12 protein-coding genes, 3 tRNA genes and 3 pseudogenes are annotated in these 17,885 nt (G+C 71.4%); 13 read left to right on the top strand and 5 right to left on the bottom strand.

Features of this window, described 5'->3' with window-relative positions:
• Positions 1–79: 79 nt before the first annotated feature.
• The 5 genes and pseudogenes from EAO75_RS48785 to EAO75_RS46785 form a co-directional block, all read left to right on the top strand.
• Positions 80–175: pseudogene (locus EAO75_RS48785) on the top strand (glycerophosphodiester phosphodiesterase); the annotation flags it as partial.
• Positions 138–1,418, top strand: a pseudogene (locus EAO75_RS41990) (S1C family serine protease); the annotation flags it as partial. The pseudogenes EAO75_RS48785 and EAO75_RS41990, both read left to right, overlap by 38 nt.
• 200 nt (positions 1,419–1,618) lie before the next feature.
• A complete protein-coding gene (locus EAO75_RS41985) occupies positions 1,619–3,178 on the top strand; it encodes a serine/threonine-protein kinase (protein WP_148000256.1) in 1,560 nt (519 codons plus the stop codon).
• Between the two features lie 110 nt (positions 3,179–3,288).
• Positions 3,289–3,375: transfer RNA gene (locus EAO75_RS41980), tRNA-Ser, on the top strand.
• A 221-nt stretch (positions 3,376–3,596) separates the two neighbouring features.
• Entirely contained in the window at positions 3,597–3,938 is a 342-nt protein-coding gene (locus EAO75_RS46785; RefSeq protein ID WP_315987682.1) for a DUF6234 family protein, read from the top strand.
• A gap of 10 nt (positions 3,939–3,948) precedes the next feature.
• On the opposite strand, the pseudogene EAO75_RS47965 reads toward EAO75_RS46785, so the two are convergent.
• The 3 genes and pseudogenes from EAO75_RS47965 to EAO75_RS48780 form a co-directional block, all read right to left on the bottom strand.
• Positions 3,949–4,128: pseudogene (locus EAO75_RS47965) on the bottom strand (DinB family protein); the annotation flags it as partial.
• Between the two features lie 47 nt (positions 4,129–4,175).
• Entirely contained in the window at positions 4,176–4,607 is a 432-nt protein-coding gene (locus tag EAO75_RS41965) for a hypothetical protein (RefSeq protein ID WP_261989634.1), read from the bottom strand.
• 327 nt (positions 4,608–4,934) lie between these two features.
• Positions 4,935–5,708, bottom strand: a complete 774-nt coding sequence (locus EAO75_RS48780) for a bifunctional DNA primase/polymerase (RefSeq protein ID WP_410092778.1) — start codon at positions 5,706–5,708, stop codon at positions 4,935–4,937.
• Between the two features lie 381 nt (positions 5,709–6,089).
• On the opposite strand from EAO75_RS48780, the gene EAO75_RS41955 reads away from it, so the two are divergent.
• The 6 genes from EAO75_RS41955 (at position 6,090) to EAO75_RS41930 (ending at position 12,013) form a co-directional block, all read left to right on the top strand.
• Positions 6,090–6,416, top strand: a complete 327-nt coding sequence (locus EAO75_RS41955) for a hypothetical protein (protein ID WP_148000254.1) — start codon at positions 6,090–6,092, stop codon at positions 6,414–6,416.
• 384 nt (positions 6,417–6,800) lie between these two features.
• Entirely contained in the window at positions 6,801–7,772 is a 972-nt protein-coding gene (locus EAO75_RS41950) for a bifunctional MaoC family dehydratase N-terminal/OB-fold nucleic acid binding domain-containing protein (protein WP_410092776.1), read from the top strand.
• A 29-nt stretch (positions 7,773–7,801) separates the two neighbouring features.
• On the top strand, positions 7,802–8,308 hold the full coding sequence (locus EAO75_RS41945) for a MaoC family dehydratase (RefSeq protein WP_148000601.1): 507 nt from the start codon (positions 7,802–7,804) through the stop codon (positions 8,306–8,308).
• Entirely contained in the window at positions 8,305–9,471 is a 1,167-nt protein-coding gene (locus EAO75_RS41940) for a lipid-transfer protein (RefSeq protein WP_148000253.1), read from the top strand. The genes EAO75_RS41945 and EAO75_RS41940 overlap by 4 nt, the downstream gene beginning before the upstream one ends.
• Positions 9,472–9,617: 146 nt before the next feature.
• Positions 9,618–10,178: a SigE family RNA polymerase sigma factor gene (locus EAO75_RS41935; RefSeq protein ID WP_148000252.1), complete on the top strand. Its 561-nt coding sequence runs from the start codon at positions 9,618–9,620 to the stop codon at positions 10,176–10,178.
• 179 nt (positions 10,179–10,357) lie between these two features.
• Positions 10,358–12,013, top strand: a complete 1,656-nt coding sequence (locus tag EAO75_RS41930) for a long-chain fatty acid--CoA ligase (protein ID WP_187284788.1) — start codon at positions 10,358–10,360, stop codon at positions 12,011–12,013.
• A 153-nt stretch (positions 12,014–12,166) separates the two neighbouring features.
• On the opposite strand, the gene EAO75_RS41925 is transcribed toward EAO75_RS41930, so the two are convergent.
• Together EAO75_RS41925 and EAO75_RS41920 are read right to left on the bottom strand one after the other, a co-directional pair.
• The gene (locus EAO75_RS41925) at positions 12,167–16,468 is read right to left on the bottom strand and encodes a PAS domain-containing protein (protein ID WP_148000251.1); all 4,302 of its coding nucleotides are present in this window, start codon (positions 16,466–16,468) and stop codon (positions 12,167–12,169) included.
• 342 nt (positions 16,469–16,810) lie between these two features.
• Positions 16,811–17,320, bottom strand: coding sequence for an SSI family serine proteinase inhibitor (locus EAO75_RS41920; RefSeq protein ID WP_148000250.1), 510 nt, complete (start codon positions 17,318–17,320; stop codon positions 16,811–16,813).
• Between the two features lie 159 nt (positions 17,321–17,479).
• On the opposite strand from EAO75_RS41920, the gene EAO75_RS41915 reads away from it, so the two are divergent.
• Both EAO75_RS41915 and EAO75_RS41910 read left to right on the top strand, forming a co-directional pair.
• Positions 17,480–17,570: transfer RNA gene (locus EAO75_RS41915), tRNA-Ser, on the top strand.
• A gap of 219 nt (positions 17,571–17,789) precedes the next feature.
• Positions 17,790–17,862: transfer RNA gene (locus EAO75_RS41910), tRNA-Arg, on the top strand.
• Positions 17,863–17,885: the final 23 nt, after the last annotated feature.

Below are 17,885 nucleotides of genomic sequence, written 5' to 3'. Positions count from 1 at the left end.
GACTAAACGGGCGCAATCCCAGCGCTCTCACTACCGCTCCGGTCGCACGCGCACCCTTGTGCGGTGGCACCATGACGCGGTGACCCACGCACGGCAGCACCAGATCCAAGTCGTCGCCCACCGCGGAGCCTCCGAAGACGCCCCCGCCGCCGCCCGCCACACCGTCGTACCCGGGCAGTGGTGCCGCCGCAGGTGACGCCGGTGCCGGTGCAGGCGGCGGTTTCGGTGCCGGTGGTGGTGCCGGTTTCGGTGCGGGCTCCGGCTGGGGTGCCGCCTACCAGCAGCCGCCGGCGCCGAAGTCCGGCCGTGGGCGCGGCGGTCTGCTCGCCGCGGTCCTCATCGCCGCGCTGGTCGCGGGCGGTCTGGGCGGCGGCCTCGGCTACACCCTGGCCAAGAACGACGACACCACCTCCTCGACGACCGTCTCGGCGCCCGACAGCGGCGGCTCGGTCAAGCGCGACCCGGGCACCGTCGCGGGCGTGGCCGGCACCGCGCTGCCGAGCACCGTCACGATCCAGGCGGAGAGCAGCAGCGGCGAGGGTGGCACCGGCACCGGTTTCGTCTTCGACACCGAGGGCCACATCGTCACGAACAACCACGTGGTGGCCGACGCGGTCGACGGCGGCAAGCTCACGGCGACGTTCCCGAGCGGCAAGAAGTACGACGCCGAGGTCGTCGGCAACGCGCAGGGCTACGACGTGGCGGTCATCAAGCTCAAGAACGCCCCGTCCGACCTCAAGCCGCTCACGCTGGGCGACTCCGACAAGGTGGCCGTCGGCGACTCGACGATCGCGATCGGCGCCCCCTTCGGCCTGTCCAACACGGTCACCACGGGCATCATCAGCGCCAAGAACCGCCCCGTGGCCTCCAGCGACGGCACCGGCAGCAACGCCTCCTACATGAGCGCCCTCCAGACGGACGCCTCGATCAACCCCGGCAACTCCGGCGGCCCGCTGCTGGACGCGCAGGGCAATGTCATCGGCATCAACTCCGCGATCCAGTCCGCCGCCAACGGCATGGGCGGCACCAGCCAGTCCGGCTCGATCGGCCTCGGCTTCGCCATCCCGATCAACCAGGCCAAGTACGTCGCCCAGCAGCTGATCAAGAACGGGAAGCCGGTCTACGCCAAGATCGGCGCCTCCGTCTCCCTGGAGGACACCGGCGACGGCGCCAAGATCACCGAGCAGGGCGCGAGCGGTTCGGACGCGGTCGAGGCGGGCGGCCCCGCGGCCAAGGCCGGCCTCAAGCCGGGCGACGTCATCACCAAGCTCGACGACACGGTGATCGACTCCGGTCCGACCCTGATCGGCGAGATCTGGACCCACCAGCCCGGCGACAAGGTCACGATCACCTACGAACGCGGCGGTCAGACCCACACCGTCGACCTCACCCTGGGCGCCCGCACCGGCGACAGCTGACACGACGGCCACGCGCGCGTACTGCTGACATCGGCGGTGGCCAGGGGCCCGGGGCCCGTGCGCGTATCGATCCGCCGCCGTCATGTCGACCCTTGACCGTGTCCATGCACTCTTATGGACTATCGTGCGTTCTCGACCTGGACCGTTCGCGAATGGGAAGCAGCGCGCGAATGGGAGACAGCGAAGGGGGCGGACTCGCGGTGTCCGATCTTGGGCGGCTCGTCGCCGACCGGTACCTGCTGGTGGAGCGGGTGGGCAGCGGCGGTATGGGCACCGTGTGGCGGGCCGAGGACAGGCTGCTCGGCCGTCATGTCGCCCTGAAGAAGCTGCACTTTCCGCCGCACCTCCAGGACGACGAGGTCCAGACCCTCCACGAGCGCACCCGCCGCGAGGCCCGCAGCGCCGCCCGGATCGCCCACCCGAACGTGATCGTGGTGCACGACGTGCTCGACGACGAGGGCCTGCCGTGCATCGTCATGGAGTACATACCCTCGCTGACCCTGAGCGACGTCCTGAAGCAGCGGGGTGCGCTGCCGCCCGCCGAAGCCGCCCGGATCGGCAGCGCCATGGCGTCCGCGCTGCGCGCCGCCCATGACGCCGGGGTCCTGCACCGGGACGTCAAACCCGCGAACGTCCTCCTCGGCGACGGCGGGCGGATCGTCCTCACCGACTTCGGGATCGCCATGGAGTCGGGCACGTCCTCGCTGACCAAGCCCGGCGAACTGATCGGCTCCATCCGCTACCTGGCGCCCGAACGCCTCAGGGGCGCGCACCCCGAGACCGGCCCCGCCAGCGACCTGTGGGCCCTCGGGGCGACGCTGTACCAGGCGGTCGAGGGACGGGATCCGTTCCGCCGCGCCACCGCGATCGAGACCGCGTACGCCATCGCCGCCGACCCCTACGACCCCCCGCGCGGCGCCGGTGAACTGACCCCGGTGATCGAAGGGCTGCTCGCCAAGGATCCCGCTCAACGCATGGACGTGCACGAGGTCGAACGCCGCCTGGCGGACCTGACCGAGACACGCACCACTCGGGTCGAGCCGGCCACCCGAGGCGAGGCCACACTTCCCGAACGCACCGACAGCCCCGCACGATCCGGCCGAACAGGGCGGGCGCAGGGCGCCAACCGCCGCCGTACGGTGCTGTGGTCGGTCCTGGCCGTGACTCTCGTCGCCGGTATGGCGGGCGGAACGGTGTGGTGGCTCAAGGACGGTACGGACAAGCCGTCCGCCCACGCGTCCGGGGCCGATACGCCTACTTCCTCGGCGAGCGCACCGAGTTCGGGTGCCACGGCTACGCCGCCGCCGGTGCCCACCGGATACCACCTCGAGGACGCGGGCAGCGGCCTCTCCGTGCCCGTGCGGGACGGCTGGGTCCGCAAGACGCTGCCCGGCGGTGAGCTCGCCTACATAGACCCGACCGGCCTGGTGGGCCTGCGGGTCAACGTCGTCGAGTTCGCGGGCACCGATCCCGTCCAGCACTGGCGTGAGACGGAAGAGGACCAGACCCGACGCGACAACCCCGGCTACGAACGGGTCAGGATGGCCTCGACGACCTTCCGCGGACGGCCCGCCGGGTACTGGGAGTTCACCTTCGACGGCACGGCTCGCAAGTACCGGGCGGCGGAACTGGCCTTCGCGAGCAACGACGGCACCCAGTACGTGATCTACCTGTCCGCGCCGGACGCACAGTGGCACGAGTACCGGCCGGTGTTCGAGACCGCCACGAACGGCGTCCGCCTCACGGGCGACAAGCCCTGACACCGGGACCCGCCCCGACCCGGCCATCGGACCCCATACGGACCACGCACCCCGCACACCGAGCGAGGCCGGTACGCTGTACCCGCTCCGCCCCCGGTGGGCCGGGGCGAGGTGGGTTGCCCGAGCGGCCTAAGGGAACGGTCTTGAAAACCGTCGTGGCAGCGATGTCACCGTGGGTTCAAATCCCACACCCACCGCACGTGAACGGCCTCTGACCTGTGTGTTTGGTCGGGGGCCTTTCTCATGTCCGGCCCCCGTGACTGCCCGGTGTTCCCCGTTGCTTCCCGCTTGATCGGGCACGGCTGGGGCACACGGTTGCCCGATCACTGGACGGTTCCGATGTGCGGCGCACCTGAGTAGCCGTGCTCATGTGCAGTGCCTGCCACGACAGCATGCTGAGTGACATGCGATTAACGGGATGTCACCAGCAGACGGAATGGTGGTGGGTATGAGGCCCGGGGGTGAGCCGTCGACCGGCGAGCAGGCTGGGGTCAGCGTGGCGCTACTCGTCATCGACCTGGCCGTCATCGCTTGGTTGTGGTTCCGCTACGGGATGACGGGCTGGGCCGACAGCTACGACCAAGGCAATCCGCCCAGTGCGCCCAAGGAAGCGTTACGGGGAATGTGGCTCCTAGCCGGCGGCGCAGTCATCACAGGTGGTGGTCTCCTTGTCCTGGGCTGGCGTGTTCCGGGCGTCGTGCAACTCGTTGTCCTGGGAGTCGGAGCAGGACTGCTCGCCTGCTTCGCTGCCCGTGGATAGCGTGCGTCTCACGCAGCCAGGCGACCGTCGCCGCCCCGTCGCCGGGCCAGGTGACGTCGGTCCGCTCCCGGGACGTGCGGCCCCGCAGATGGTCGGTGGTCACGCTCCACCATCAGCCGATGTGCCAGCTCAGCCAGGCGATGGTCGGCACCGGGACGGGCTCCGGCTCGGTCTCCGCCCAGTCCGGCACCCCCTGGCATCCGGACTCCCCTGCCGGGCAAGCCGGTTTCCCTGTCGTCAGAGCTCGTAGTCCCGAGCCAACCCCTCCCAGTCGACCTCCCGCAGCGCGTCCTCGGCGTCGAAGCCGGAGGGTACCTGTGTGGTGGGCTGGAACCAGATGATCGTGAGGGCGGAGCGGTGCAGGACCGGGTCGTGGTCGCGCTCGAGCGCCGTGGAGTGGAAGGCGCCCACGCAGGCCACGGGCGGCAGCACCTCGACCGGGCCGAACGCGCCGGCGTACTGGTCGGGATACTCGCGCGGCGGAGGCACGAGGTGCACCGGCGTGGCGGGGTGGGCGCTTTCCGCGGAGATGACGAGGCTCTTGATCTTCATCTCGTTGAGCGGCCTGCACGGGTAGCCCTCCAGCACGCCGCCGTACGTCGAGGAGAGCCGCAGCTCGGAGAGGTCGAGCGAGCGGCCGGACGTGAGGACGACCCGCGCCAGCGACATGGTCGGCACTCTAGGGCGGTGGTGCATCGAGCTCCCGTGAATTTCAGGGCCGGTCAGTCGCCCGACGGAGTCAGGGCGGGGCGTCGCGTGTGTGTCGGGCATGGCGGGCGTTGCGTGTGCGTCCAGCAGGGCGGTCGTGCGTTTGTGCCGGTCAGGGTGGGGCGTTCGGCTGCTCGGCTGCGTCCGTCAGGTGCGGGTGTTCGTGTGTATGTCCGTGACGGTGGGGCGTAGGTGTACGTCCGTCACGGCGGGGCGTACGTGTCCGTCAGGGCCGATGCCCCGTCATCCGCGCGGCCGACGCGATCGTCGCGCGGGCCTCCCGTTCGGTCAGGCCGGTGTTGAGGGCCGCCTCGACCAGCGGGTCGACGAGGGCGGGGCCGATGCCGTCCTCGTAGGCGCGGCAGGCCGCCCAGAACAGGCGGGTGTTGCGCTGGCCCTCGTGCGCGGCGAGCACGAACTGGACGAGTCCCTGGCCGTGGCCGCCGGCAGACGGGGGCGTGGGGTGGTGGCCACGGCCAGGGACTCGTCCAGTTCGTGCTCGCCGCGCACGAGGGCCAGCGCAACACCCGCCTGTTCTGGGCGGCCTGCCGCGCCTACGAGGACGGCATCGGCCCCGCCCTCGTCGACCCGCTGGTCGAGGCGGCCCGCGGAGTTGGGGACGACGACCTCGGGCGGCCCGGTCAGCCAGAGGTGGCGGCCGCCGCTCGGGGTCAGGACGACCACCGTGGGCGGGATCGTGAACAGGTGGCGCAGCGCCAGTTCGCGCAGGGCGGCGGAGGAGTCCGTACCGGATTTGGTGTCGAGGTCGATGCCGATCAGATGGTGCGGGGGCAGGCCGCAGGCGATGCCGTAGCCGGTCGCCCAGGGGGCGGCCGCGAAGAGCTCGCGGATGCGGACGGGGTTGGTGGAGGCGTCGTAGACCCCGTGCCCGAAGCGGCCGCACTCGCCGTGGCAGGGCGCGGGGTCGGGGTCGTCGCGGTGTGGTGAGCGCAGGGCCGGGAGTTTCGTCCGGGACAGGGGGATGACGGCCAGTCCGCGTTCGGCGGCTGACAGGGCGTGTGCGAGGGCCAGCGTCGTGGCCTGCCGGTCGGTGGTGGCCATGCTTCTATGTTCGTACGAGTGTTCGAAAAAAGAAAGAGGGATTGGTGGCGACCCGCCGACGACTCGCTGGTGGGCGGAGGTTGGCCGGAAGCATGCCGGAACCTTTCACCCCTTGTGCCGTTTGGGGCTGACCTGTCCGTACTGCCCTGTCATGGGAGTTGGAAGTGGCGAAAGGGGTTTATCGACTTGTCATCACGCTTGAGGGCGAATCGAGGCTTCCGGGGTGGTTCGCCGGGGATTCGGTGGGCAACTCTGATCTCGCGACGTCGTGAACGACTACGACTCCGGGGCGGACGGCCAACTTCCCTGGAACAAGCCGTACTTCATGCACCACCTATGCGTCCGGCGGGGAGCCTGGGCGCACCTGTTCTGGAGGAACACATGGCAAGCATCCGTACTGCCCGCGTCATCGCAGCCGTCTCCGCCCTTCCGCTCGCTGTCGCCCTCTTCTCCGGCGTGGCGACGGCGGACAACGGCGCCATCGCGGACAACGGATCCAGCGCGGCTGTCACGGAAGCCGCTCAGGGCCTCATCGGCAGCGGGGTCGGCGGCGACAACTACGGCACCTCGTCCACCACCCAGCAGCAGGCCACCGGCGCCGGCGCTTCGAACCAGAGCAACACCGCCCAGGTCAACGGCTCCGCCTTCACGTCCGTCAACCAGGGCAACGACAACACGTCGGTCAACTTCACCCCGCTCTGGTGGTGAGCTGAGAGGGTCGGCGCCCCGGTGCTCAGGCGCCGGCCCTCTCGGAACTGTGGGTGTGCTGTGGGGTGTAACGCGTCTGCGCGGCGGTACTTCGGTACCGCCGCGCAGGCGTTTTTGCGTGTCATGGCGCGCGTGTCCGCAGCCGTCACTGTGGAGGCGCTTCTCGTCGGCCTTGACAGTGCATCGCATCTGACGGACAGTCAGAAATCTTGGTAGGGCCTCGCGATGGACCGCGAGGGCTCGTGAGCTCGTGAGCTGTGGAGCCTCGTGGAAGTTCCCGAACTCGTGGGAACCGGATCGGCGGTCGCGGTGTACCAGAAGTGTCAGTGCGATGCGCCGTGGGGCGATGAGGACGAGGGGGCGACGGTGGGTTACGGGCCGGGGGTGAGCCACGAGGTGGCGGCGGACGCTGAGCTCGACACACGGCTGAAGGCCTACGAGGGGCGGCACGCCGCGGTGGCGCGTGCGGGCAGGGACCCCGTGAACGCGCCCATGATCAGGCACTGGTGCGAGGCGATGGGCGACACCAACCCGGCGTATGCGGGCCCGGACGCCATCGCGCCGCCCACCATGCTCCAGGCGTGGACCATGGGCGGCCTCTCCGGCCAGCCGGGACGCGCGCACGCATACGACGAACTGCTGGGCCTGCTCGACGAGGCGGGCTATACCTCGGTGGTCGCCACGGACTGCGAGCAGGAGTACCTACGGCCGCTGCGCCCCGGCGACGAGATCACCTTCGACTCGGTCATCGAGTCGGTGTCGGAGAGAAAGACGACAAAGCTCGGCACCGGCTACTTCGTCACGACCCGCATGGACATCCACGTCGGCCCCGACCTCGCGGGCACCCACCGCTTCCGCATCCTCAAGTACGCGCCCCTACGCCGGGCGGGGCAGCAGCCGGACCGTCAGCAGAAGCCTGCACAGCAGAAGCGGCACCAGAAGTACGCACGCCCCCGCCCCGTCGTCAACCGCGACAACGCCGGCTTCTGGGACGGCGTCCAGCAGCACAGGCTGCTCCTCCAGCGCTGCACCGGCTGCGGCACCCTGCGCCACCCCTGGCTGCCCGGCTGCAACGCCTGCGGGGACCCGGACTGGGACACGGTCGAGGCGAGCGGCGAGGGCACGGTCTATTCGTACGTCGTGATGCACCACCCACCGTTCCCGGCCTTCGACCCTCCCTACGCGGTCGGTCTGATCGAGCTGTCCGAGGGCGTGCGAATGATCGGCAACGTGCTGGGGGTGCCGTTCGACAAGGTGCGGATCGGGTTGCCGGTGCGGCTCGAATTCCAGGAGTACGACGAGGAGTTGGTGCTGCCGGTCTGGCGCGCACGGGACGACGAGGGGGCGGTCGCATGAAGGGCGACGAGCAGTCGACGGCGATCCGGATCACGGCCGGTGATGCACTGCCGCCGCTGGAGATCCCGATCACCCGCACTCTGATCGTCGCCGGGGCCATCGCCTCACGCGACTACCAGGACGTGCACCATGACGCGGAGCTGGCCCACCAGAAGGGCTCTCCGGACATCTTCATGAACATCCTGACCACGAACGGCCTGGTCGGCCGCTACATCACCGACCACTTCGGACCGACGGCCGTGTTGCGCAAGGTGGCCATACGACTCGGGGCGCCCAACTACCCGGGAGACACCATGGTGTTGACGGGCCGGGTCGAGGAGGTCGACGGCGACACGGCGACGGTACGGGTGGTCGGAGCCAACGGCATCGGCAAGCACGTGACCGGCACGGTGACGGTCACCGTCCCGGGAGCGGGAGCGGGAGCGGGAGCGGCGGCCGGCGTCCCCGCGGGGGCTGCTGCCGACGCGTCGTCGGCAGGGGCCGTCAGAGTGGCCTCGGCCGCGGCGGGCAACGTGTCGTCTCAGGGCCCGGCATGAGTGTGCGCGAGCGGGACGCCCTGGGCGGTCGGGCGGCGATCGTCGGTATCGGGGCCACCGAGTTCTCCAAGGACTCCGGGCGCAGCGAGCTCCGGCTGGCCGTGGAGGCGGTGCGGGCAGCGCTGGACGACGCGGGGCTGACACCGGGAGACGTGGACGGGATGGTGACGTTCACGATGGACACCAGCCCGGAGATCACCGTGGCGCAGGCGTGCGGGATGGGGGAGCTGTCCTTCTTCTCCCGCGTCCACTACGGCGGCGGCGCGGCCTGCGCGACCGTCCAGCAGGCGGCGCTCGCGGTGGCCACGGGGGTCGCGGAGGTGGTGGTCTGCTACCGGGCTTTCAACGAGCGGTCGGGCCGGAGATTCGGCTCGGGCGTGCAGCACCGGGAGCCTTCGGCGGAGGGTGCCGCGCTCGGCTGGTCCCTGCCCTTCGGGCTGCTCACCCCGGCCTCCTGGGTGGCGATGGCGGCGCAGCGCTATCTGCACACCTACGGGCTGACGCCGGAGGCGTTCGGGCATGTGGCGGTGGTGGACCGCAAGTACGCGGCGACCAACCCGGCCGCGTACTTCCACGGCAGACCCATCACCCTCGCCGACCACGCGGCCTCGCGCTGGATCGTCGAGCCGCTGCGGCTGCTGGACTGCTGCCAGGAGACCGACGGCGGCCAGGCGATAGTCGTCACGTCCGTCGAGCGGGCCCGCGACCTGCCGCACCCGTCGGCCGTCATAGCGGCGGCGGCCCAGGGCGCCGGCCGAGGGCAGGAGCAGATGACGAGCTTCTACCGGGACGACCTCACCGGCCTGCCGGAGATGGCCGTGGTGGCGCGCCAGCTGTGGCGGACGGCGGGGCTGGGGCCGGGGGAGATCGACGTGGGGATCCTCTACGACCACTTCACTCCGTTCGTGCTGATGCAGCTGGAGGAGTTCGGGTTCTGCGGGAAGGGGGAGGCCTCGGGATTCGTGGCCGAGGAGCGGCTGCCGCTCAACACACACGGGGGGCAGCTCGGGGAGGCGTATCTGCACGGGATGAACGGAATAGCGGAGGGAGTGAGGCAGGTGCGCGGGACGTCCGTGAACCAGATAGCCGGGGCGCGGCGGGTGCTGGTGACGGCCGGGACAGGGGTGCCGACATCGGGACTGGTCCTGACTGCCGACGGGTGACCCCCAGGGGTAATCCCGCAGTACGGGTCCATCCCTCGTCCACCTTCAGGAGGTGGAGTCAGCCCCACCCCTACAACCTGAGGCGGACGTTGCTTCGGCACTTGCGGCCGATCCGCTGAAGTAGGGCTCGCTCATAGCGTGGAGCCATGACCACACCCGTCTGCACCAGCGCTTCCGACGCCGCGACGCGGTCCCGTCCGAGCGCGACGTATCCCTCCTTCACGTCGTACGTACGAGCCCGCCAGCCGGTGCTGCTGCGTACCGCCCGCTCGCTCACCGCGAACCCGAGCGACGCGGAGGACCTGCTGCAGACCGCGCTGACCAAGACCTACGTCGCCTGGGAGCGCATCGAGGACCATCGCGCGCTCGACGGCTATGTGCGCAGGGCGCTGCTCAACACCCGCACATCGCAGTGGCGCAAGCGCAAGGTCGACGAGTTCGCCTGCGACGAGCTGCCCGAGCCGGAGCCCCTGCCCGGTCACGACGACGACCCCGCGGAGCAGCAGGCACTGCACGACGCGATGTGGCGCGCGATCATGCGGCTGCCGGCGCGGCAGCGGGCGATGGTCGTCCTGAGGTACTACGAGGACCTCAGCGAGGTCCAGACGGCCGAGGTGCTCGGGGTCTCCGTGGGCACGGTGAAGTCGGCGGTGTCGAGAGCGCTCGGCAAGCTGCGCGAGGACCCGGAGCTGGGGCTGGTTCGATAGGGGGCGGGCGGTGCTCGCCGATGGCGAGGGGTCCCGGCCCCAACCCGTAGCGGCAGAGCTCTGTGAACGCAACGTGACATGATCGATCGGCCGACCCTAGTGACATACCGCTCGGTATGCGCGCAGAATCTCCGCAACCCTTACTACCGCGTAGGCAATGTCGCCCCCGGGAGGACGCCGTGCTGAGCACCATGCAGGACGTACCGCTGCTGATCTCAAGGATCCTGACCCATGGGTCGACGATCCACGGCACATCGCAGGTCACCAGCTGGACCGGCGAGGCCGAGCCGCACCGCCGTTCCTTCGCCGAGGTCGGCGCCCGCGCGGGCCAGCTGGCGCATGCCCTGAGTGAGGACCTGGGCGTGGCCGGCGACGAACGGGTCGCGACCCTGATGTGGAACAACGCCGAGCACGTCGAGGCGTACTTCGCGATCCCCTCCATGGGCGCGATCCTGCACACCCTGAACCTCCGCCTCCCCGCCGAGCAGCTGGCGTGGATCGTCAACCACGCCGCCGACCGCGTCGTCATCGCCAACGGTTCGCTCCTCCCCCTGCTCGCCCCGCTGCTCCCGCACCTCAAGACCGTGAAGCACGTGGTCGTGTCGGGGCCGGGTGACCGTTCCGCGCTCGCCGACGCCGCGGTTCAGGTGCACGAGTACGAGGACCTGCTCGCCGGCAAGCCGACCACGTACGACTGGCCGGAGCTGGACGAGCGGCAGGCCGCCGCCATGTGCTACACCTCCGGCACCACGGGCGACCCGAAGGGTGTGGTCTACTCCCACCGTTCGATCTACCTGCACTCCATGCAGGTCAACATGACCCAGTCGATGGGTCTGACCGACCAGGACACCTCGCTCGTCGTGGTCCCTCAGTTCCACGTCAACGCCTGGGGCCTGCCGCACGCCACCTTCATGACCGGCGTCAACATGCTGATGCCGGACCGCTTCCTCCAGCCGGCCCCCCTCGCCGAGATGATCGAGCGCGAGAAGCCGACGCACGCGGCCGCCGTGCCCACCATCTGGCAGGGCCTGCTCGCCGAGCTCACCGCGAACCCCCGGGACGTCTCCACCCTCGGCCAGGTCACCATCGGCGGCTCGGCCTGCCCGCCCTCGCTCATGGCGGCGTTCGACAAGCTGGGCATGCGGGTCTGCCACGCCTGGGGCATGACGGAGACCTCCCCGCTCGGCACGGTCGCCCGCCCGCCGGCCCACGCGGTCGGCACCGAGGAGGAGTTCGCCTACCGGCTCACCCAGGGCCGCTTCCCGGCGAGCGTCGAGGCCCGGCTCACCGGCCCCGGCGGCGAGCGCATCCCGTGGGACGGCGAGTCGGCGGGCGAGCTGGAGGTGCGCGGCCCCTGGATCGCCGGCGCCTACTACAACGGCCCCGACAGCGAACCCCTGCGCCCCGCCGACAAGTTCAGCGAGGACGGCTGGCTGAAGACCGGCGACGTCGGCACCATCTCCGCCGACGGCTTCCTCACCCTCACCGACCGCGCCAAGGACGTCATCAAGTCCGGCGGCGAGTGGATCTCCTCGGTCGACCTGGAGAACGCCCTGATGTCCCACCCGGACGTCGCCGAGGCCGCCGTGGTCGCCGTCCCCGACGACAAGTGGGGCGAGCGCCCGCTGGCCACGGTCGTTCTCAAGGAGGGCGCCAGCACCGACTTCGAGGCCCTGCGCGCCTTCCTCGCCGAGGAGGGCAAGATCGCCAAGTGGCAGCTGCCGGAGCGGTGGACGGTCATCGCGGCGGTGCCGAAGACGAGCGTCGGCAAGTTCGACAAGAAGGTGCTGCGCAGGCAGTACGCCGAGGGCGGCCTGGACGTCACCCGGCTCTGACGCGGCGCCGACGGTAGCCGCACATCGAAAAGCCCGGCGTCCCTGAAAAGGGGCGCCGGGCTGTTTCACGTGCGCTGCCGGACCGTCGGTCAGCCGGTCAGCCGGTCAGCCGGTCAGCCGGTCAGTCGGTCAGTCGGTCAGTTGGGTAATTGGTTAATTGGTCCCGATTCGCGACAGCAGGTCCACGATCCGGTGCTGCACCTCGCCGCTCGTCGAGCGCTCCGCAAGGAACAGCACCGTCTCGCCGGACGCCAGCCGCGGCAGGTCGGCCTGGTCGACGGCGGCCGTGTAGACGACGAGCGGGGTGCGGTTGAGCTGGCCGTTCGCGCGCAGCCAGTCCACGATCCCGGCCCGGCGCCGGTGCACCTGCATCAGGTCCATCACGACCAGGTTCGGCCGGAAGTCACCCGCCAGCATCACCGCGTCGCCGTCACTCGCGGCACGCGCCACCTGCATCCCACGCCGCTCCAGGGTCGCGGTCAGCGCCAGCGCGATCTCCGCGTGCTCCTCGATCAGCAGCACCCGCGGCGGGTGCTGCTCGCTGTCCCGAGGGGCCAGCGCCTTCAGCAGTACGGCGGGATCTGCGCCGTACGCGGCCTCGCGCGAGGCCTGTCCGAGGCCCGCGGTCACCATCACCGGCACCTCGGCCGCGACGGCGGCCTGCCGCAGCGACTGCAGCGCGGTCCGCGTGATCGGCCCGGTCAGCGGGTCGACGAACAGCGCGGCGGGGAACGCCGCGATCTGCGCGTCGACCTCCTCGCGCGAGTGCACGATCACCGGCCGGTAGCCGCGGTCGCTCAGCGCCTGCTGGGTCGTCACATCGGGCGCCGGCCACACCAGCAGCCGCCGCGGGTTGTCGAGCGGCTCCGGGGGCAGCTCGTCGTCCATCGGCTGCGGACGCGGAGTGTCGGCGACCTCGATGGCACCGCCCGGCCCGTCCAGCGGTTCGGGCCCCTCGGCGGCGTTCTCGTCCGGGGCGCCTATGGCGTACGACCGTCCGGCCGCCTCGACAGCAGGCGCGAGCCGCGACTGTCCGGCCTGCGACGGCTGTCCCTGAGAGGACGGCTGTCCCTGAGCGGGGGAGGACACCGGCTGCTCGGCCGACGGGTGCGGCCGCGCCGCCTGCTCCACCGAGGCACCGGCCCGTGCGGCCGGGTCGGGCGGCGTACCGAGCTTGCGGCGCCGTCCACCGTTGGTCTGATGCGGCGGAGGCGTGGCCGACGGCGGCGCGGGCTGCTGCACCTGGGCGGCCTGCCGGGTGAACGGCACGCCCTGCCCCAGCGTCCGCACACTGATCGCGCGACCCTGCGTCGAGTTCGGATCCACGGGAGCACCCGGGCCGGCGGGAGCAGCGGCTTCGGCCGGAAGCGGCTGCGCTGCCCGCTGCTGCCCGACCCCGCTCGCCACGGCTTCGGGAGGCAGCGCAGTCCCCGCAGCCGGAGTGCCCTGGCCCTGCCGCGGCCCACCCGACGGTGCGGGCTGCGCCGGCTGGGGGGCGTTCGGATTCGGCGGTACGGGGGTGCCGGCGCCGTTCGACGGTACGGCCGTCCCTGCGCCAGGGGTGTCGTCGGCAGCGGGCCACGGCTGCGGGGCCGGAACGCCCCTCGCCGGGGTGCCCTGCGCGGGGACGCCCTGACCGGGGGTCGCCTCGACGGGGAGGGGCCGACCGGGCACCGGCTGGGCCTGCGCCTGCTGCCCCGGAGTCACCTGCCCCGGAACGCCCTGTGCGGCCGCACTCTGCACCGCCGTACCCTGCGCCGGAACCTCCTGCGCAGCCGACCCGACCGCTTCCGCCGGCGGGGTCACGGCCCGTCGGCGACGTCCGGTCGGCGCGCTGGTGGGATGCGGCTGCGGCGGGGTGTGGTCCTCGGCCTGATCATGCGGGACGGCATCGTGCCGACCCTCGTCGCCGCGTACGCCTCCCGGAGCCGGAGCCGGAGCCGGAGCCGGAACCGGAGCCGGAGCCGGAACCGGAGCCGGAGCCGCGGGCGAAGCCGGCGCCATCGCGGCACCGGCCGGTGCGGCGGCAGCCGGACCCGGAGCAGGCACCGAAGCCGGCTCGGCCCCGCCCGGCTTCTTCGCCGCCACCGCGGGAGCCCGGTCCGCCTCGGCCGGCGGCAGCGCGAACACCGTACGAGGCGCTGCCTCCTGCGCCTGGGCCTGCGCGCCGGCCCGCTCGGCAGCCGCGGCCAGGGCGCGCCGACGCCGCCCGCCCGGCTGGGAGGCATCGCCCGAGGCTGCCGTATCGGACCCGGAGGCCGCCGGAGCGGAGTCGCCGGCCGGGGCGGGCAGGGCGGGCGGCAGCGCGTGCTGCTCGCCTCCGTCCCGCCGGGCGCGTCGTCCACCGGGCGCGGGCACGCCCTGCGGCGGCACGGTCCCGCCCAGGCCGTTCCCGATGGCGGCGGTTCCCGCCGCATGCTCGGCGGCCGTGACGACGGCACCCTCGGAGACATCGTCGCCGCCGTCCTCGGCAGGCCGTCCGCGACGCCGTCCGGTACCGCCGGAGACCTCGGAGCCGGCGTCGCCCGTGCCCGAGGGAAGCTCCTGCGCGGCCGCGCGCCTGCGCCGCCGGCCGGTGGGCACGGTGGCCTCGGCATCGGCGGAACCGCCCTCGGCCTCGGCATCGGGCGTGTCGCTCTCCAGGAACGCGTCGACGGACGAGCGCCGGGCCCGCCGCCGCCCGCCACCGCCACCCTGCCCGGCGCCCGCGGTCCCATTGGCCCCGTTCGTCCCGTCACCGGCCTCGGCCGAGCCGCCGTCGGCGGCATCGACGGGGGCGGCGGACACAGCCCCCGCCCCACCTCCGATGGGCACTTCGAGGACGAACGCACTGCCGCTCATCCCGGGCACCTCGTGCGTCTGCAGCACCCCACCGTGAGCCCGCACGATCCCGCGCACGATCGGCTCGTGCACCGGGTCTCCCCCGGGATACGGCCCGCGCACCTCGATCCGTACGACCTCACCGCGCTGCGCCGCCGCCACGACGACGGTGTTGTCCAGGTAACCGCCCGCCGACACGGGCGAGTTGCCGGTCGCGTCGACCCCGGCGACATCCGCGACGAGATGCGCGAGCGCGGTGGCGAGGCGCTGCGGGTCGACCTCGGCCTCGATGGGCGGCGCGTGCACGGCGAACTGCACCCGCCCCGGGCCGATCAGTTCGACGGCCCCGTCGACACCCGCGGCGACGACGGCGTCGAGCATCACCTTCGTACGGGAGACCTGTTCGCTGCCGGAGTCCAGCTGCTGGTAGCCGAGGACGTTGTCGATCAGCGTCGTGATCCGCGAGTAACCGGCGGACAGGTGGTGCAGGACCTGGTTGGCCTCGGGCCACAACTGCCCCGCGTCGTCGGCGGCGAGCGCGGCCAGCTCACGGCGCAGCTCGTCCAGCGGACCGCGCAGCGAACCCGCGAGCAGCGTCAGCAGCTGATCGTGCCGCCCGGACAGCGCCTCGTACCGGTCCTTCTCGCGCTCGCCGAGCGCGGCGTAGCGCTCCTCGCCCGCGCCGAGTTCCTCGTCGTGCTGTTCCTGGAGCTCCTCGACCTCGGTGACGTGCTTCTGCCGCAGGGCGGTCAGCTCGGAGGCGTGCTCCTCGGCGAGCCGCTCCAGCTCCTCGGCGTGCCGCTTCTCATCCGCCGTCTTCTCGTCGGCGAGCGCGTCGTAGGCCCGGCGGTCGGTGAAGGTCATCACGGCGCCGACGAGCTGGTCGCCGTCGCGCACGGGCGCGGTCGTCAGGTCGACGGACACCTCGTCCCCGCCCTTGGACCACAGGACCTGCCCACGCACCCGGTGCTTGCGCCCCGAGCGCAGGGTGTCGGCGAGCGCGGACTCCTCGTACGGGAAGGGCGACCCGTCGGAACGGGAGTGCAGGACGAGCGTGTGCAGCTCGCGTCCACCGAGGTCGCTGGCCCGGTAACCCAGTATCTGGGCGGCGGCCGGGTTGACGAGGACGATCCGCCCGTCGGTGTCGGTGCCGACGACACCTTCCGACGCGGCCCGCAGGATCATCTCGGTCTGCCGCTGCGAACGCGCCAGCTCGGCCTCGGTGTCGACGGTGCCGGTCAGATCACGTACGACGAGCATGAGCAGCTCGTCACTGCCGTAGCCGTACCCGTCGTAGGCCTGCTGGCCGTTCTCCAGATTCGCGGACGTGACCTCGACCGGGAACTCGCTGCCGTCGGTGCGCCGGGCCATCATCCGGGTCGGCTTGGTCCGGCCCTGCGGGTCCATGTGATCGGGCCGCCGCATGGACCCCGGGATCAGCTTGGAGTCGAACTGGGGCAGCAGATCGAGCAGCCCGCGCCCCACCAGAGCGGTCCCCGGCGCCTCGAAGGCCTCCAGGGCGATGGTGTTGGCGTTGACGACGGTCCCATTGGCGTTGACCAGCACCAACGCGTCGGGCAGCGCGTCGAGTATGGCTGCGAGGCGAGCAGCGCCTCGGGATGGCCTGCTGCTCACGAGACGCTTCCTCCCTGTTACCGCACCTTCCGGACCGCTCGGGCCATCTTGCCAACCGGCCCGCAGCGTGTCACGCGAGGGAGTCTAAGGGTTGGGGTTGCGCTCGCGACGCCGGATGAGAGGGAGGTCGCACGACGAAGTGACCCAGAACGTATGACCGCCTGTGCCGTCGCCCTTCCCGTGTCCGCCCGATGTCCATGCCGACTTCGCGAGACCTTCGCGGGACTTTTGCGGATCCGGTGCGTCCGGTATGGAAAGCCTGTACGACGGGCGACGGGAGGTGCCGACGGCGGACCGCACATCAGCCCGGGACGTACACACGGGACGTACACGCGGACCGTTCTACGCCCGCTGTCCTTCCGCCCGCAGGTCGGGAAGGAGCGGCACGAGCCGGTCCCAGCGGGCGATCTCGCACCCGTCACCGCGGTCGTAGCGGGCGTCGACGGGGCGCCCGGCCCAGGTCCCGGTGACATGCGCGGTGGCCGACCCGCCGTACTGCATGGTGCAGAGGGTGCCCTCCGCCACCGGGGCGAAGGTGTCCTTGCCCCACCGGGTACCGCGGTCGAGTACGGCACAGGCGTCGGCGGCGTGGGGATGGTTGCCGCCGGCCGGATGGCAGGTCAGCTCATAGGTCCCGTCGGCGTCGCCGCCGGCCTGGCCGACGGTGACGGTGAGGCGGTCGCCGGAGCGGTCCTGGCCCTGGAGGGACGGGACGGCGAGGGCGGGTGCGGTCTGGGGGGAGGCGGTGGCGGGAGCGACGGAGGTGAGGCCGACGGCGGCGAGGGTGCCGGTGGCGGTGAGGAGCACCCGGCGAAGACGTCCGGCCCGGGCGGAACGGTTGACCTGCAACATGACCTGACTAACGCCGTACGACGCCGGACGTTGCGCACAGCGGGAAGGGCTTTGCCCTGCGACCTCTCCGCCTAGTACCGTGGGAGTCGATTGGTGACACCACGCTCGACTGTGTCATCATCTGCACGCACCACTCGCGCTCGCGCGAGCGGCTGTGCGGGAGGCGTCGCCTAGTCCGGTCTATGGCGCCGCACTGCTAATGCGGTTTGGGCCTTAAAGCCCATCGAGGGTTCAAATCCCTCCGCCTCCGCGCTCGATCACGAAGCCCCGGTCCKMGGACCGGGGCTTCGCTGTTCATGCCGACCGGACGGCCGGTCCACCGCCTGTCCGCCGAGCGCCTCAGAGGGTGTTTTCGCAGGTCACAAGGGGTAGACCTAATGGATTTCACATGGCGGCGGCAGTCATGTAATGTTCTTCCTGTCGCCGCGAGCGGGCCAGAAGGGCCGGGACCGGCGGGAAAACAGAACAAGCACTCGTAGCTTAACGGATAGAGCATCTGACTACGGATCAGAAGGTTGCAGGTTCGAATCCTGCCGAGTGCACACTGGTTGGAGGCCCCGGAGAG

It is taken from the genome of Streptomyces sp. UW30 (assembly GCF_008042075.1).
Classification (GTDB): Bacteria; Actinomycetota; Actinomycetes; order Streptomycetales; family Streptomycetaceae; genus Streptomyces.
The sequence above is the reverse complement of the archived record's forward strand: the minus strand, read 5'-3'. Positions and strand labels throughout refer to the sequence as shown.

Bases quoted from the DNA above. Each gene is read 5' to 3' on its own strand.
- EAO75_RS48780 (WP_410092778.1), bottom strand. From the start codon at position 5,708: ATGGCCACCACCGACCGGCAGGCCACGACGCTGGCCCTCGCACACGCC.
- EAO75_RS41935 (WP_148000252.1), top strand. From the start codon at position 9,618: ATGACCACACCCGTCTGCACCAGCGCTTCCGACGCCGCGACGCGGTCC.
- EAO75_RS41965 (WP_261989634.1), bottom strand. From the start codon at position 4,607: ATGTCGCTGGCGCGGGTCGTCCTCACGTCCGGCCGCTCGCTCGACCTC.
- EAO75_RS41955 (WP_148000254.1), top strand. From the start codon at position 6,090: ATGGCAAGCATCCGTACTGCCCGCGTCATCGCAGCCGTCTCCGCCCTT.
- EAO75_RS41940 (WP_148000253.1), top strand. From the start codon at position 8,305: ATGAGTGTGCGCGAGCGGGACGCCCTGGGCGGTCGGGCGGCGATCGTC.
- EAO75_RS46785 (WP_315987682.1), top strand. From the start codon at position 3,597: ATGTCACCAGCAGACGGAATGGTGGTGGGTATGAGGCCCGGGGGTGAG.
- EAO75_RS41920 (WP_148000250.1), bottom strand. From the start codon at position 17,320: ATGTTGCAGGTCAACCGTTCCGCCCGGGCCGGACGTCTTCGCCGGGTG.